Origin of the sequence: Alcaligenes aquatilis (assembly GCF_003076515.1) — a bacterium.
Lineage (GTDB): Bacteria > Pseudomonadota > Gammaproteobacteria > Burkholderiales > Burkholderiaceae_B > Alcaligenes > Alcaligenes aquatilis.
In genome coordinates this window covers 3,398,458-3,413,829 of the sequence record NZ_CP022390.1, presented here as the reverse complement: position 1 = coordinate 3,413,829, position 15,372 = coordinate 3,398,458, and the positions used below count along the sequence as shown (strand labels likewise).

The window sequence follows — 15,372 nt, the reverse complement described above, 5'->3', positions numbered from 1 at the left end:
CTTAACCGCGCAGCAACGGAGCGTTGCGCGAACCATAAGACAAAGCGGAAGGTGTGGCGGCCTCGCCAGCCTCGTCCGGACCTTTGCGAATTGAATGCAGCATGACCTTGATACCAATCACCGCCAAGGTGCCGTAGAGCAACAGGAAGATCGTCATACTGATCATCAGGTCTACAAAGGACAGGCCAGAAGCTGCGTAGTAAGTCGGCAAGACACCTTCAATCGCCCAGGGCTGACGTCCAAATTCGGCCACAAACCAGCCACACTCAATCGCAATCCAAGGCAGGGGAATGCTCCAGACCGCCGCTTTGAGCAGGCGCGGGTGACGTTGCAGACGGTCACGCGATGCCAGGAAAAAGGCCACCCCAAAGAACAGGATAAAGTACAGACCCAAAGCCACCATGACGCGGAAGCTCCAGAACAAAGGCGCAACCTGCGGCACCGTGTCCCAGGCGGCCTGGGCGATGGTATCGGTATCGGCCTTGGTGATGTCATCTGTATAGCGCTTGAGCAACAAGGCGTAGCCCAGGTCTTTCCAGTTATTGTCAAAGACGCGGCGAGCCTCGATATTGCCCGCATCAGCGCGAACTAACTGCAGAGCTTCATAAGCGCGCAAGCCATTGGCAATACGGATCTTGGCATGCTCGACCAGCTCATTGATACCCAGCATAGGAGTGCTGACTGAGCGCGTCCCGATCAAACCCATCACCCACGGAATTTCCACGGCAAAGCGGTTCTCACGGGCTTCCTGATCAGGCCAGGCCAGGAGATTGAAACTGGCCGGCGCTTCCTCGGTTTCCCACATGGACTCCATGGCCGCAATCTTCATTTGCTGGTGTTCAGTGGTGAGATAACCGCTTTCATCACCCAGCACCACCACGGACAGGGACGCCGCCAAGCCAAAACTGGCCGCTACCGTCATCGAGCGCTTGGCCAGATCTATATGGCGACCACGCAGCAGGTACCAGGCACTGATGCCCATGACGAACATGGCACCGAGCACGTAACCGGCACTGACGGTATGAACAACTTTGGCTTGTGCGACAGGATTGAGAATGACCTCGGCAAAGTCGGTCATTTCCATACGCATTGTGTGGGGGTTGAAGATGGCGCCGACCGGGTTCTGCATCCAGCCATTGGCGACCAGAATCCACAAGGCCGACAGATTGGTGCCGATAGCAACGAGCCAGGTAACGATCAGGTGTCCCAGTTTGGAGAGACGATCCCAGCCGAAAAAGAACAGGCCGACAAAGGTTGCTTCCAAGAAAAAAGCCATCAATCCTTCAATGGCAAGTGGCGCTCCGAAAATATCGCCTACATAGTGACTGTAATAGGCCCAGTTCATGCCGAACTGAAATTCCATCACAATCCCGGTGGCCACACCCAGGGCAAAGTTAATGCCAAAGAGCACGCCCCAGAATTTGGTCATGCGGCGCCAGATGGCTTTGCCCGTCATGACATAGACGCTTTCCATAATGGCCAGCAAAAAAGACAGGCCTAGCGTCAAGGGAACAAATAAAAAGTGAAACATCGCGGTGGAAGCAAACTGCAACCGCGATAAGGTAACAACATCCAGATCAATCATGACGATCCCCAGTTTGATCAGCTTTGCGAATCTTTCCGGCGAAACCCAGCACTTTCTGAACTTTGCTACCTAAACGCATCAGATTTTGCAGGGTCTCAGGCGGTAAGTGATGAACCTCGTCAAACCAACCACAAGCCAACTCGATCAATTCCAGCATTTCATTAATGCGTTGCTGCCCGTATGCTTCTTCGTCATTGACGGGAGCTTCCATAAGGATACTTCGCAATAAGGTCAATGTGGGATCAATCTCGCGCTTGCGCTTTTCTTCCACCAGAGTACGAAAAATATCCCAAACATCATTGGGAGATTCAAAGTATTCGCGGCGCTCGCCGATCTTGTGCGTCATGTTGACCAGTCGCCAGGACTGCAATTCGCGCAAGCTCATGCTGACATTGGAACGGGAGATGCCGAGCGTTTCAGCAATCTCGTCGGCGTGAAGGGCTTCAGGGGCAATGAACAGCAAGGCATAGATCTGGCCTACCGTCCGGTTGACCCCCCAGCGCCCGCCCATCTCCCCGAAGTGCAGAATAAAACGCTCTGCCTGTGGTCCTAAATTCATGGCTTCCTGAATTTTCAGTAATTACTGAAATTACAATACAAGACGTATCTTAACCCTAAACTAATCTGTCTGCCACTGGTCAAAGGGCATCTGGCCTTACAATTTGCCTCCTGCAAATCTGCATGCCAAGCACACACTTCACGTTTACAATTTCGCCATGAATACATCGGCACTTTTAGATCCTGCACATATCCTGTCTTCAGCACAACGCACCTTCGCCATTGAAGTTGACGCGTTACAAGCGCTGGGCGGACGTCTGGACCAAAGTTTTGTAGAAGCCACCAAGCTGCTGGTGCACTGCCAGGGTCGCGTGGTGGTGACGGGCATCGGCAAGTCCGGCCATGTGGCACGCAAGATAGCCGCTACGCTGGCCTCAACCGGCACCCCCGCTTTTTTCATGCACGCTGCCGAAGCCCTGCACGGTGATTTGGGCATGATTACCAAGCAGGATGTAGTGATTGCCATCTCCTACTCCGGCCAGGCCCAGGAGCTGGTCACGGTGCTGACTGTGCTGCGTCGCATGGGAGCCAAGCTGATTGCCATTACCGGCAACGCCCAATCCGAACTGGCGCAAAATGCTGACCTGCATCTGGACGCACATGTGGAGCACGAAGCCTGCCCACTCAACCTGGCTCCTACGGCCAGCACCACGGCCGCTTTAGTATTAGGCGATGCACTGGCCGTTGCCTGTCTGGAAGCACGTGGCTTTAGCCGTGAAGATTTCGCTCGCTCCCACCCCGGTGGCGCGCTGGGTCGTCAATTACTGACGTTTGTGCGCGATATCATGCGCAGCGGCGAACAATTGCCCATTGTTTCCCCCGAGACCCTGGTTCCCGATGCCCTGATAGAAATGTCCAGCAAAGGCATGGGCATGACCATTGTCACTGACTCGCAAGGCCATCCCGTGGGGATGTTCACTGATGGCGACTTGCGCCGCCTGATTGCACGCGCGGGCGACATACGCAAGCTGCCCGTGTCCGAAGGCATGTCACGCGAACCGCGCAGCATTGCTGCCGACGCCCTGGCCATTGAAGCGGCCGAGCAAATGGATGCCTTGCGTATCAGCCAAATGCTGGTATTGGACACAAACGGGCTACTATTGGGAGCTCTGCACATGCACGACCTGTTGGCTGCAAAGGTAATCTGATCATGATGAATACGCCCACCATCCCGCTCCACCCCGCTGAAGCTCAAATCCTGGCCAAGTTGCCCGAGAACATACGCAGCCAATTACGTCAGCTGCGCATGATGGTATTTGACGTGGACGGTGTGCTGACCGACGGACGCCTGTGGTACAGCGCTAACGGCGAGGAATTCAAGAGCTTTCACGCTCTGGACGGCCACGGTTTGCGCATGCTGGGGGAAAGTGGCATTCATGTAGCCCTGATTACCGGACGCGAAAGCGGTATCGTGTCACGTCGCGCTGCCGAGCTGGGCATTCCTTTTGTCCATCAGGGCGTACGTGACAAGATTGCTATCCTGACCCAACTAGCCCAGGAAAACGGCTTATCGTTAAGCGAAATGGGTTATATGGGCGACGATTTGATCGATTTGCCGGCCATGCAACGCGTGGGATTTTCCGCCAGTGTGCCCGAAGCCCCTTTCTACATTAGCCAAATTGCCAGCTGGGTGGCCACGCAGCCTGCCGGCCACGGTGCCGTGCGTGAATGTTGTGATGCCATCCTGGCCTCCCAGGGCCGCCTTGCCGCCTTTATTACCGGTGGCCCCTTAAAGACGACAGGAGTCATTCAGTAATCATGCGTGACCGTCTGCCTACCGTCATTTCCCTGCTGTTGCTGGCCATGCTGGTGCTGGCAACATTGTGGGCGGTCGACTACACCCAACGCTCGGTTGCCATTGATCCGCCGCGCCGTGTGACCCACGAGCCCGACTCCTGGGCGCGCAACTTCACCATGATCAGCTCTGACCAAACCGGGATGGCCATCAGCAGGCTAGACGGCAAGATTGCTTACCATTACCCGGATGACGACTCGCACGACATTACCTCCCCGCGTGCAGTCAGCAACCGAGCGAACTCGCCGCTGACCATTGCCACCTCCGACACCGCACATATGAATGCAGGTGGTGATGTGATCACGATGAAAGGCAATGCCCACATCCACCGCCTGGCCACACCCGAGGACGAGGCCATGGATGTGCGCAGCGAAGTACTGATCATCCTGCCTGAAGAGGATGTGGTCTACACCAACGAACCTGCATTGGTCGTCAACGGCCAGTCCACCATGCGCGGTACCGGGATGCGTTACGATAATCGCGTTCGTCAATTGAACGTCATGTCGGAATCCGACGTTAAAATCTCGGGCCAACAAACACAAAAAGCGCGTTCTTCCAATAGCTCTAAGGATTCCCCTCCATGACCACGCCTGACAGCGCCCGCCTGAGCCACAAGCCCATGCTCTCTTTTAGCCTTTTGCGTGGTGCTTTGGCCCTGTGCCTGAGCACTGTAACCCTGGCTTTGCTGCCCACGGCCCCGGCTCTGGCACAAGCAGCGGCCTCTGCTGCTGCCGAACCGGACACCTCCGTGCTGTCCGACACCCTGACTTACGACGATATTGCCAAGCAGACGATCTACAAAGGCAATATCATCCTGACCCGTGGCGCCATGACCTTAATGGCAGACCAATTGGCCATCGAGCAAGATGCGGAAGGATTCCAGCATGGCACGGCCACGGTCAGCGAGCGCGCCCGCGTCACCATTCGACAGGAAGACCCGGCCAAATTTGAATTGATGGTCGCCGAAGGTGTCCGAGCTATTTACAACGGTAAAACCGAAGAGGTCGAACTGATTGGCAAGGCTGTCGTCAACCGTTATGTTTGCGGCAAGTTGCAAGACTCCGTCCAGGGCCAACGCATTATCTATCGCCAAAAAGATGGCACGTACCAGGCCTTTGGTGGCTCGGACTCCGCCACCCGGGATGGCCGGGTTCGCTCCGTGGCCCGCCCACGCGCCAATGCCGACGCTGCTCTGGCCGAATGCCAACGCAAGTCTTCCCCCCGCAAATAGTCCGGACACCTCTGAATTATGGTTGCTCCTAACAACCCGTCTACCCCTACCCGCGCCAGCCACTCAACCAAAGGCAGCCTGATTGCACAGGGCCTGCGCAAAACCTACGGCAAACGTACGGTCGTGCAGGATGTTTCTCTGAACGTGGAAAGTGGTGAAGTCGTCGGCCTGCTAGGCCCGAACGGGGCTGGCAAAACCACCAGCTTCTATATGATTGTGGGCATTGTGCCCGCCGATGCAGGTCGCATTGAAATTGATGGCACGCCCATTACCGCCATGCCCATGCACAAGCGGGCAAGGCTGGGCCTGTCCTATCTGCCTCAGGATGCCTCCGTCTTTCGCCGCCTGACGGTCGAAGAAAACATCCGCGCCGTGCTGGAGCTGCAACTGGACGATAACGGTCGCAGCATCAGCAAGAACGATATCAACGAGCGCCTGGAAACCCTGATTAGCGAACTGCAAATTGCACACATCCGACAAAATACCGCCCTATCCCTGTCTGGTGGCGAGCGCCGCCGCGTAGAAATTGCCCGCGCGCTCGCCAGCAATCCCCGTTTTATTCTGCTAGACGAACCTTTTGCCGGGGTAGACCCGATCGCCGTGATCGAAATTCAGCGCATTGTGCAGTTTCTAAAAGGTCGCAATATCGGCGTGCTGATTACCGACCATAACGTGCGCGAAACCTTGGGCATCTGCGACCGCGCCTACATCATCAGCGAAGGCACAGTACTGACAAGCGGGCACCCATCCGAGATCATCGACAACGAAGCCGTGCGCAAGGTTTATCTGGGATCGAACTTCCGAATGTAAGCCGATTTTTGGCCCTGTAACGGGGCCAATCAAAACAAGGGTTATCCAGCACATCACAGATTGATTCAGGTCATGTTATCTGACCCACATATAGGTATACTGGAATATCCAGAATCAGTAGTAAGGAGGCTAAAGACGATCAACCTTCCCCTTCTTGAACACGTTGTTTGACTACTACGGAGAGCCTATATGAGCCTTAATATCACTGGCCGTAATCTTGACATAACTCCTGCCATTCGCGACTACGTCAAAAGCAAAATTGGTCGAATTGAAAAACATTTCGATAACGTAGTTGACTCGCAGGTTATGCTTTCCATTGAACGTCTGAAGCACAATGCCGAAGTAACCGTCCGCGTTCCCGGCAAAGATATACACTGCGCCTCTTCAGACGAAAACTTGTATGCTGCTATCGATCTGCTGGCCGATAAAATCGACCGCCAGATTCTGAAATACAAGGAAAAGGCAAACAGCCATGCGCATGAGCCCGCCAAGCGGCTCGAAGTTCCGGCAGCCTGATCAGGCCGACCTGTTACAGCAGGGATAACCTGCCAACAAACCCCGTACTTTCAAAAGTTCGGGGTTTTGTGTTTCTTGGCACAGTGTCCGCCTGTTGTTAGCCATCCAAAAAAAGTTTAGCTAAAAAACATTCCCCCCTATAATGGCCGTCATGAATCTCTTGTCGCGTATTTTGCCTTTGTCCAACGTGGTTCTGGATCTTGCTGTTACCAGCAAGAAGCGCGCTTTTGAACAAGCCGGATTGATTTTCGAGAACCATCACGGCATTGCTCGGACAGCCGTTTTCCATAGCCTGATCGCGCGTGAGCGTCTGGGCTCCACAGCGCTTGGCCACGATGTCGCCGTCCCGCATGGTCGCATCAAGGACCTGAAAGAGCCTTGTGCCGTTTTCATGCGCTTGGCCGAGCCGGTACGCTTTGACGCCAGCGACGGCCGTACCGCCAGCCTGCTATTCTTTTTGCTGGTTCCCGAAACGGCGACTCAAATCCACCTGGACCTGCTGGCCGAGATCGCCCGTTTGATGGCCGATCAGGACATCCGCCAGGCGCTTGCTCAGGAAACGGACCCTGTTCAAATTCATCAGATCCTGACCCAGACCCCTGATCTCAACGCGGAACATCCCGATGCTGACAGTTCAAGAACTGGTCAATGACAATAACGACAAGCTCGAGGTAAGCTGGGCAGCCGGAAAACACGCTGCTCAACGCCCTATCCCCGATCTTGGCGCCTCTGCGGCAGACCTGGTCGGTCACTTGAACTTGATCCACCCTGGCCGCATTCAGGTTTTCGGCCCTGAAGAACTCTCTTTCTACCACCGCTTTGATATCAAGCGTCGCCTGCATCATCTGGATGATCTCAGGCAAGGTGGGGTTCCCGCCCTGTTCATTGCCAACGATGCCGTTGCACCCGATGACTTGATCCAGTTTTGCGAAGATCAAGGGATCCCGCTACTCTACACCCCTATCGATGCGGCACAGCTGATTGATCTGCTACGCATCTATCTAGGCAAACGTCTGGCCCCCAAAATCACCATGCACGGCGTGTTCATGGATGTCCTGGGTCTGGGGGTACTGATCACTGGCGAGTCCGGTCTGGGCAAAAGCGAATTAGCGCTGGAGCTGATCTCCCGCGGCCACGGGCTGGTCGCAGACGATGCGGTTGAGCTCTCACGCACCGCACCCAACATGATCGACGGACAATGCCCACCCCTGCTGCAAAACCTGCTAGAGGTACGTGGCTTGGGTTTGCTGGACATTCGCACCATTTTCGGCGAAACCTCCGTTCGTCGTAGAATGAAGCTTAAACTAATTGTGCACCTGGTTCGTTCCAACCCCGACAGCTTCGAGCGTCTGCCTACTCAAGACCAGACCCAGGAAGTACTAGGGGTCGATATCAAACGCGTCATGCTTCAAGTGGCCGCCGGCCGAAACCTGGCCGTGCTGGTAGAGGCCGCCGTGCGCAACACCATCCTCGCCTTCCGCGGCATTGATACCATGGGCGACTTCATCGAACGCCAGGCATTGGCTATCATGAATAGTCGCGAAGACTAGGCACCTAAGGGTCTGTTAGCATTAAACGGCCCTGACGGCTTTGTCCTGTTTCACCTAACCGCTGCCCAACGGGCAGTGACTCGGAGCCCTTTGCCACGATGCTGAAAGTTGTATTGATTACCGGCATATCCGGTTCGGGAAAATCAGTTGCCTTGCGCCTGCTGGAAGATACCGGCTATCTGTGCATCGACAACTTGCCACCCCGATTTCTGGCCGAATTTGTCGAACGCTCTGCTGAGCAAGGGCTCGAGCGACTTGCCGTTGCCATTGACGTGCGCGGCGCTGGTGATCTGGACATCCTTCCCGGCGTTATCAGCAAACTGAACGAAGAAGGCTACGCCCTGCGCGTGCTGTTTTTGAACGCCAACGATCACACCCTGATGCAGCGGTACTCGGAGTCGCGCCGCCGCCACCCACTGACAGACCGTTTACGTCAGGATGGCCGCTCGCCTTCCTTGCAGGAGTGCATTGAAGCCGAACGTGAAATGACCGCCCCTTTGCGTGAACTGGGCCACATTATCGACACCTCCGACCTGACCCCGGGTCAGTTGCGTGCCTGGATACGCGATCTGGTACAGGCTGATCGCGCCAGTGTCGTGTTGACTTTCGAGTCCTTTGCCTACAAGCGTGGCGTACCGGGCGATGCAGACCTGGTTTTCGACGTGCGCTGCCTGCCAAACCCCCACTACGACCCGGAACTACGCCCCATGACGGGCCGCGATGAGCCAGTTGCAAAATGGCTGGCCCAGTTCGGCTCTGTAGAAACCATGGTGGATGATATTGCGGGCTTTGTACGCCGCTGGTTGCCTTTGTATATGCAAGACACCCGCAATTACCTGACGGTCGCCATAGGCTGCACGGGCGGGCAACATCGCTCCGTGTACGTTACTGAACAACTGGCACTGCGCTTTGCTGATTACGCCCCTTTGCTGGTACGCCATCGCAATCAACCTCCCATCAATCCCGTGCCATGAGCCATCCGACCTTACTGAAATTAGGTGCAGCCTTGGGCATCTTGGCCCTATTGGCTGGATGCACCTCCAGCCCAAAGCGCGCCAAAACCAAACCAGGGGCTACGGTTTCAGCACCGCGCGGAGGGGGGTATTACAAAGATGACGGCCCCCACGATCGAATACCCGTCAATCTGCAGGCCACCCCCGACGCCGTTCCCCGAATAGAACCTATCGCCCGCAGCAATACCCGTCCCTACACCGTGCTCGGCAAAAGCTTTGTTCCACACAAATCACACAAAGCCTTTACCCAGACCGGCACAGCTTCTTGGTACGGGCGCAAGTTCCACGGCAAGAAAACCGCCAATGGCGAAACCTACGATATGTACGCCATGACAGCGGCACATCCCACCTTGCCTATTCCCAGCTACGCCCGTGTCACCCGCCCTAAAACCGGCAAATCGGTGATTGTGCGCATTAACGACCGCGGGCCCTTCCACAGCTCACGCATCATCGACTTATCCTATGTTGCCGCCGCCAAACTGGATCTAATTGCGCCCGGCAGTGGCACCGTGATGGTGGAATCCATCACTCAGGAAGAAATTCGTAGTGGCAGTTTTAGTCGTGAACAGGTCAATGTCGTTGAAGCCCCCGCTGCCCGCACGGCGCCGGCTCCCGCAGCGCCCAAATCCAGTCTGACCATCACCGAAACACTGGAGCCCACCCCTGACGCCCTGGCTGCTCTGCCCCCGGAAGAATTGACTGTTGAGCTGGACGATACACCCAGCTGGAGCAGCGATGCGAACGATCAGCAACTGATCGTGCAATCTTCACCCACAACTGCCAGCAAACCCCTGGCCCCGTCTGGTCAGAACCGGGTCTATCTGCAATTCGGTGCGTTCTCCGCACGCGAAAACGCCGCCGCATTGGCGCAGCAACTGAACCGCCAGATTTCGCAAGTGGAGTACCGAGACGCCCAAGTTCAGATGCACAACGATTTGTACCGCGTGCAAATTGGTCCGTATCAAAACCGGACCGAGGCTATCAATGCCGCTTACCGCATCCAACAAAAAACCGGCTTGAGCCCCTCGGTCGCCGTCCGCTAAGCCACACCCAGCTCACCACAACATCCCCTTCATGAACGGCAGCCCCAAAGTTGGACATTGATCCACGCTTTGGGGTGTTTTTCATGGCGAAATACGATAGCCAGTTCAAGCTGTCCGTTGTTCATCGTGATCTATCGGAGCAGCATGAAGGCCTGAAACCCAATCATCCTAGTCCTTGGGCGAATTGGCCAAACCCCAGGCATACAGAACATCACGAGCAATTCCGGTCGCCTGGCTGGCGATCCGGGCAGCGTCACGCAGCGAGACCTGTTCCAGCAACGCCTTCATCCAACGCTCTGTAGTGGCATCCAGCGCAGGCGCATCCTCGTCCACTTCTCGCACCGCATCATGCAAAATAAGAACAAACTCGCCCTGCTCTCGATGGCTGTCTTCATCTAGCCAGGCCAAGGCCTGCCCCAAAGGCACGGTATGAATCTGCTCGAAGCGCTTGCTCAGTTCACGTGCAAACGTCAGCTCACGCTCCGGCCCACACACCTCTTGCATATCACGCAAACTGGCTCGCAAACGGTGAGGGGACTCAAACATCAATACCGGCATACCCAGGCTGGACCAATGCTGTAGCCACTTGCGACGCGCCACCGTTTTAGGCGGCATGAAACCGGCGAAGGCAAAAGCGGGGTTCTCATCGCTGGTCGCGCCACTGCCCATCAAGGCGGTAATAACAGCCGATGCTCCGGGCAGCGGTACTACCTGAAAACCTGCCTCACGCACCGAGCGCACTACGCGGGCGCCAGGATCGCTGACAGCGGGCGCGCCTGCATCCGACACCAAAGCCACTCGTTGCCCTTGCTCCAGACGCTCGATAATGGCTTGAGCCGCCTGCGCCTCGTTATGACGATGTGCAGCCATCAAGGGTGTTTGTATGCCCCAGGCCTGCAAAAAAGGACGCGTAGCCCGCGTATCCTCTGCCGCAATAATGTCGCACAGTTCCAGCGCCTGCCAGCCGCGCAGGCTAAGGTCTCCCATATTGCCAATGGGCGTGGCCACTACGTACAGGCAAGACTGCGGCCAGACCTGGCCTTGCACCTTGTCCATCATGCTTTGCCAGACGCCGGCATTCCCTGTTCGGTTTTCGGTATCGCTCATGCTCGATCCTGCTTGTTCATCTTCATGTGTTCCTATGAATCCCTTTGAATACGCTCGCCAGGCTCAAAACCGGCAATTGCGGCGCAGGCGGCGTAGTCGTCCTGCCGCCAGAAAGGAAAAACCACTGCGTTCGTCCAGCCAGGAAAGCGGCGATCAGGCCGAACAACGAGCCTGCGATCATGTCACCGCCCACGGCGCCCGCGTTCTGGCTCGTCAACTGGGTACTCGCTTTGGGGAAATTGACCTGGTTCTGTGGCACCAGAATCATCTTGTCTTTCTGGAAGTGCGCCAACGCAATCACAAGGGCTACGGAGGGGCGCTTGCCAGTGTAAACCGGGACAAGCAACGGCGCTTGATCCTGACAGCACAACAATGGCTGCCAACACTATGCCAGCGCTATTTCCAGGGCAAGCTGCCCGCTTGCCGTTTTGACGTCATTGCCATTGAAGACGACACCCTGACCTGGATCCACAATGCCTTTGAGCAAAGCTAAGTCACGGGACAGCGGCCTGGCCTTGGTGAAACTCTCCAGCAGGCACACAGTCTCATACAGAAAAACACCAACTACAGCCTCCTGATTCGGCCTGCTTACAGCATCTGGTTTCAATACCGTGGCGTTTTTTTCAACATGACACGATCTGCCTGCCCCACAGGGAAATTCTCCGTGCGATAATGCGCGCTATGGACCTTATCGCCTTAATGACTTCGCATTTCGACGATTCCGTCGATACTCTCAAAGCCAGCACACGCGAACTGGCCGAACCTTTGGCCGCCGCTGTAGAGCTGTTGTTTGCCACCTTGGCCAACGACGGCAAGATTCTGGCTTGCGGAAACGGCGGATCAGCAGCCGATGCCCAGCACTTTATTGCAGAGCTGGTGGGCCGCTTTGAGCGCGACCGTTTGCCCTTGGCTGGCATTGCCTTGAATACCGACACCTCTATCATGACGGCAGTGGGTAATGACTATGGCTTTGACAGTATCTTTGAACGCCAGGTCAGCGCCTTGGGCCAGACTGGCGATATTCTGGTCGCCATCTCAACCAGCGGCAATTCGCCAAACGTCATCCGTGCCATTGAGGCAGCTCGCGAACGCGATATGGTCATTATTGCCTTGACCGGTAAAGGCGGCGGACAAATCGCTGAGTTGCTCTCGGATACCGACATCCATCTGTGCGTACCGCACGATCGAACCATGCGCATTCAGGAAGTACATATTGTTCTGTTGCACGCCATGTGCGATGGCATTGATGCGCTGCTGCTCGGAGATCCACTATGAAACACCGTTTGATTCTGGCCGCCTTACTGGCCAGCACCACCCTGACCGGTTGCGGTCTGCTGGTAGTGGGCGGCGCCGCTGCCACAACCGCCGTTGTCGCTACCGACCGCCGTACCACGGGCGAACAAGTCGAAGACAAAGCTATTGTCATGAAAGCGGGCGCAGAAACACGCCGCCTGCTGGAAAACAAGGAAGGCCGCATCAACACAACGTCTTACGCCGGAGTGGCCCTGCTGACCGGTGATGTCCCCACCCAGGCGGACAAGGAAGAAGCCGCCCGTCTGGTGTCCAAAGTCGATAAAGTGACACGCGTGGTCAACGAACTGCGTGTCGGCGAACCAACCCCGCTGAGCGTACGCTCGAACGACTCGTGGATCACCACCCGCGTCAGCACGGCTTTGCTAAACGCCAAAGACGTACCCAGTCGCACGATTTCCACCACCACCGAGCGCGGCGTGGTCTACCTGCTGGGCCGTGTCACACGCGAAGAAGGTGAGCGTGCTGCGATTGCAGCCTCCAGCGTGCCTGGCGTGAACAAAGTCGCCAAGCTCTTCGATTACATCAGCGCTGAAAGCCTGGCGCAGCCCTTGAGCACCAATACACAGCCAAGCACCAGCTCTGGCACAGAGGCCTCTGAAACGGCCCCTGCACCCGCCTCTTCTGTAGAAGTTATGCCCGTCCAATGAAAAAAGTAGTCATCATTGCCTTTGTTGTGGCCATCGCCGTGGGTCTGGGCGTCTGGACCATGTCCGGTAGCAGCTCCAAGGCCAGCGCTCCCGATGTCGCCTTTACCGACCTGAATGGCAAGCACTTTGAAACCAAAGACTTGCAGGGCAAAGTCGTCCTGGTGAAATTCTGGGCCACGGACTGCACCACCTGTGTGGCGCAAATGCCCGACAACATCGAGAACTTCAATGCCTTGTCCAGTAAAGGCTTTGATATTGTGGCTGTGGCCATGAAGCACGACCCCATTAATTACGTGCGCAACTTCACCCAATCCCGCCAACTGCCGTTCACGGTTGTCCATGACGACAAGGGCGAAATCGCCAAGGCTTTTGGGGATGTCCGTCTGACTCCTACTGCCTTTTTACTCGACAAACAGGGCCACATCATCAAGCGCTACCTGGGTAACTACGACAAGCAGGAATTCATTGCCACCGTCGAAAAAGCCCTGGCCAGCAGCTAAAAACCTGTTTCTGCCCCCAGCCACATAACCCCGGGTACCAGCAGTGGACCCGGGTTTTCTTCAAGTGAGCGCATCAATGAGCACCACAGATTCGCAGAATTACTCCTCGACCGTCAAAGCAGAAGTTTTGTCCGAGGCCCTGCCTTATATTCGTCGTTTCCACGGCAAGACCGTTGTCATCAAATACGGTGGCAATGCCATGACAGAAGAAGCGTTGCAGCGCAGCTTTGCCCATGACGTCGTCTTGCTCAAGCTGGTTGGCCTGAACCCCGTTGTGGTGCACGGTGGCGGTCCCCAGATCAATGACGCTCTCAAGCGGGTGGGCAAAGAAGGTACCTTCATTCAAGGCATGCGCGTCACCGATGCAGAAACCATGGAAGTGGTGGAGTGGGTGCTAGGCGGGCAAGTACAGCAAGACATCGTGATGATGATCAATGAAGCCGGTGGCAAGGCCGTAGGTCTGACCGGTAAAGACGGCGGTATGATTCGCGTCACCAAGAAAATGCTGCCTGATGCCGAGCATCCTGGCGAGCTGCTGGACATTGGCTTTGTGGGCGATATTGAAAGCATCCAGCCTGAAGTAGTCAAAGCATTGCAGGACGATCAGTTCATCCCTGTGATCTCATCCATTGGTTACGGCGAGGACGGCCAAGCCTACAACATCAATGCCGACGTGGTGGCCGGCAAGATGGCTGAAGTGCTTAGCGCTGAAAAACTGGTCATGCTGACCAACACCCCCGGTGTGCTGGACAAGGCTGGTCAACTGTTGCGCCGTCTGTCGGCCCAGACCATTGATGAACTGTTTGCTGATGGCACGATCTCCGGCGGCATGCTGCCCAAAATCTCTTCGGCCCTGGATGCGGCGCGCAATGGCGTCAACTCCGTACATGTCATCGACGGCCGTGTCCCCCACTGCCTGTTGCTGGAAATCCTGACTGACCGTGGTGTTGGCACCATGATCAGCTCGCACTAATCCGTGCGCGCTCCTATCCGTGCCCATTCCTGGGCGCGGCCTTTGTCAGCCTGCCAGCCAGATGAAACCATCTGGCTGTTTGATCTGGATAACACCCTGCACAATGCCTCCAAAGGCATTTTCCAGGCGATTGATGGGCGCATGCGCATCGGCGTGGCGCAAACGCTGGGTGTGAATATGGACGAGGCCGACCGCTTGCGTCTGGAATACTGGAAGCGGTACGGCGCCACCATGATTGGTCTGCAACGTCATCATGGAGCAGATCCGGCCACTTTCCTGAAACACGCTCACGACTTTGATGTACCGTCTCTGATCAGTGCTGAACCCGGTCTGGCCCATCAATTGCGTCGTCTACCGGGCTATAAGCTGCTGCTGACCAACGCTCCGCTGGAGTACGCACAGCGTGTCTTGAAAGCCTTGAATCTACTGCCCGTTTTTGATGGGTTGTGGGCTATTGAACATATGCAGCTACAAGGCCGCTATCGACCCAAGCCCTCCCAGGCGCTGATGAAGCAGGCGCTGGCCGTGCTGAAATCCCAGGCCCGTGACATCGTGTTGGTCGAAGATACGCTACGCAATCTGAAAAGTGCCCGCCAGCTAGGGATGCAAACCATCCATATCTATAACGCGGGCACCCCGTTCAGCGCTCTGTATCATGGACGCAGCCCATATGTAGACCATCGCATCAACCGCATCGCGCAACTGGTCAAGAACTGGCCACGCCTCTGAG

19 protein-coding genes are annotated in these 15,372 nt (G+C 56.1%); 16 read left to right on the top strand and 3 right to left on the bottom strand.

Annotation, left to right across the window (positions count from 1 at the left end; translation table 11 throughout):
- Position 1: 1 nt before the first annotated feature.
- Together CA948_RS15655 and CA948_RS15650 are read right to left on the bottom strand one after the other, a co-directional pair.
- Positions 2-1,585, bottom strand: coding sequence for a cytochrome ubiquinol oxidase subunit I (locus CA948_RS15655; RefSeq protein ID WP_108728491.1), 1,584 nt, complete (start codon positions 1,583-1,585; stop codon positions 2-4).
- A complete protein-coding gene (locus tag CA948_RS15650) occupies positions 1,578-2,144 on the bottom strand; it encodes a GbsR/MarR family transcriptional regulator (RefSeq protein WP_108728490.1) in 567 nt (188 codons plus the stop codon). Before CA948_RS15650 ends, CA948_RS15655 begins: the two co-directional genes overlap by 8 nt.
- 157 nt (positions 2,145-2,301) lie before the next feature.
- Between CA948_RS15650 and CA948_RS15645 the strand changes: the two genes are divergently transcribed.
- The 10 genes from CA948_RS15645 to CA948_RS15600 all read left to right on the top strand — a co-directional run bounded on the left by CA948_RS15645 (position 2,302) and on the right by CA948_RS15600 (position 10,101).
- Positions 2,302-3,291: a KpsF/GutQ family sugar-phosphate isomerase gene (locus CA948_RS15645; protein ID WP_108728489.1), complete on the top strand. Its 990-nt coding sequence runs from the start codon at positions 2,302-2,304 to the stop codon at positions 3,289-3,291.
- Between the two features lie 2 nt (positions 3,292-3,293).
- Positions 3,294-3,899 carry a KdsC family phosphatase gene (locus CA948_RS15640; protein ID WP_094197856.1) on the top strand — a complete coding sequence of 202 codons (606 nt, stop codon included), beginning with the start codon at positions 3,294-3,296 and terminating at the stop codon, positions 3,897-3,899.
- A gap of 2 nt (positions 3,900-3,901) precedes the next feature.
- A complete protein-coding gene (lptC, locus tag CA948_RS15635) occupies positions 3,902-4,522 on the top strand; it encodes an LPS export ABC transporter periplasmic protein LptC (RefSeq protein WP_094197857.1) in 621 nt (206 codons plus the stop codon).
- Positions 4,519-5,169 carry a lipopolysaccharide transport periplasmic protein LptA gene (lptA, locus tag CA948_RS15630; RefSeq protein WP_094197858.1) on the top strand — a complete coding sequence of 217 codons (651 nt, stop codon included), beginning with the start codon at positions 4,519-4,521 and terminating at the stop codon, positions 5,167-5,169. Before lptC ends, lptA begins: the two co-directional genes overlap by 4 nt.
- An 18-nt stretch (positions 5,170-5,187) precedes the next feature.
- On the top strand, positions 5,188-5,979 hold the full coding sequence (gene lptB, locus CA948_RS15625; protein WP_094197859.1) for an LPS export ABC transporter ATP-binding protein: 792 nt from the start codon (positions 5,188-5,190) through the stop codon (positions 5,977-5,979).
- Positions 5,980-6,168: 189 nt separating this feature from the next.
- On the top strand, positions 6,169-6,495 hold the full coding sequence (hpf, locus tag CA948_RS15620; protein ID WP_009458652.1) for a ribosome hibernation-promoting factor, HPF/YfiA family: 327 nt from the start codon (positions 6,169-6,171) through the stop codon (positions 6,493-6,495).
- A gap of 151 nt (positions 6,496-6,646) precedes the next feature.
- Complete coding sequence (locus CA948_RS15615; RefSeq protein WP_162496918.1) at positions 6,647-7,147, top strand: PTS sugar transporter subunit IIA; 501 nt, start codon at positions 6,647-6,649, stop codon at positions 7,145-7,147.
- The gene (gene hprK / locus CA948_RS15610; RefSeq protein ID WP_094197861.1) at positions 7,119-8,045 is read left to right on the top strand and encodes an HPr(Ser) kinase/phosphatase; all 927 of its coding nucleotides are present in this window, start codon (positions 7,119-7,121) and stop codon (positions 8,043-8,045) included. Before CA948_RS15615 ends, hprK begins: the two co-directional genes overlap by 29 nt.
- Before the next feature lie 98 nt (positions 8,046-8,143).
- Positions 8,144-9,019 (top strand): RNase adapter RapZ, encoded by an 876-nt coding sequence (gene rapZ, locus CA948_RS15605; protein ID WP_094197862.1) that lies wholly within the window; start codon positions 8,144-8,146, stop codon positions 9,017-9,019.
- Complete coding sequence (locus CA948_RS15600) at positions 9,016-10,101, top strand: septal ring lytic transglycosylase RlpA family protein (protein ID WP_108728488.1); 1,086 nt, start codon at positions 9,016-9,018, stop codon at positions 10,099-10,101. The genes rapZ and CA948_RS15600 overlap by 4 nt, the downstream gene beginning before the upstream one ends.
- A gap of 168 nt (positions 10,102-10,269) precedes the next feature.
- Here the strand turns inward: CA948_RS15600 and rsmI are convergent, their stop codons facing one another.
- The gene (rsmI, locus tag CA948_RS15595) at positions 10,270-11,208 is read right to left on the bottom strand and encodes a 16S rRNA (cytidine(1402)-2'-O)-methyltransferase (RefSeq protein WP_094197864.1); all 939 of its coding nucleotides are present in this window, start codon (positions 11,206-11,208) and stop codon (positions 10,270-10,272) included.
- A gap of 34 nt (positions 11,209-11,242) precedes the next feature.
- Between rsmI and CA948_RS15590 the strand changes: the two genes are divergently transcribed.
- The 6 genes from CA948_RS15590 to CA948_RS15565 all read left to right on the top strand — a co-directional run bounded on the left by CA948_RS15590 (position 11,243) and on the right by CA948_RS15565 (position 15,371).
- Entirely contained in the window at positions 11,243-11,701 is a 459-nt protein-coding gene (locus CA948_RS15590) for a YraN family protein (protein ID WP_094197865.1), read from the top strand.
- A 188-nt stretch (positions 11,702-11,889) separates the two neighbouring features.
- Positions 11,890-12,483, top strand: coding sequence for a phosphoheptose isomerase (locus tag CA948_RS15585; RefSeq protein ID WP_162496917.1), 594 nt, complete (start codon positions 11,890-11,892; stop codon positions 12,481-12,483).
- Positions 12,480-13,169 carry a BON domain-containing protein gene (locus CA948_RS15580; protein WP_094197867.1) on the top strand — a complete coding sequence of 230 codons (690 nt, stop codon included), beginning with the start codon at positions 12,480-12,482 and terminating at the stop codon, positions 13,167-13,169. The genes CA948_RS15585 and CA948_RS15580 overlap by 4 nt, the downstream gene beginning before the upstream one ends.
- Positions 13,166-13,669, top strand: coding sequence for a peroxiredoxin family protein (locus CA948_RS15575; protein WP_094197868.1), 504 nt, complete (start codon positions 13,166-13,168; stop codon positions 13,667-13,669). Before CA948_RS15580 ends, CA948_RS15575 begins: the two co-directional genes overlap by 4 nt.
- A 76-nt stretch (positions 13,670-13,745) precedes the next feature.
- Positions 13,746-14,642, top strand: a complete 897-nt coding sequence (gene argB, locus CA948_RS15570) for an acetylglutamate kinase (protein ID WP_009458643.1) — start codon at positions 13,746-13,748, stop codon at positions 14,640-14,642.
- A gap of 3 nt (positions 14,643-14,645) precedes the next feature.
- The gene (locus tag CA948_RS15565) at positions 14,646-15,371 is read left to right on the top strand and encodes a pyrimidine 5'-nucleotidase (RefSeq protein ID WP_108728487.1); all 726 of its coding nucleotides are present in this window, start codon (positions 14,646-14,648) and stop codon (positions 15,369-15,371) included.
- The last annotated feature ends 1 nt before the right edge of the window (position 15,372 follow it).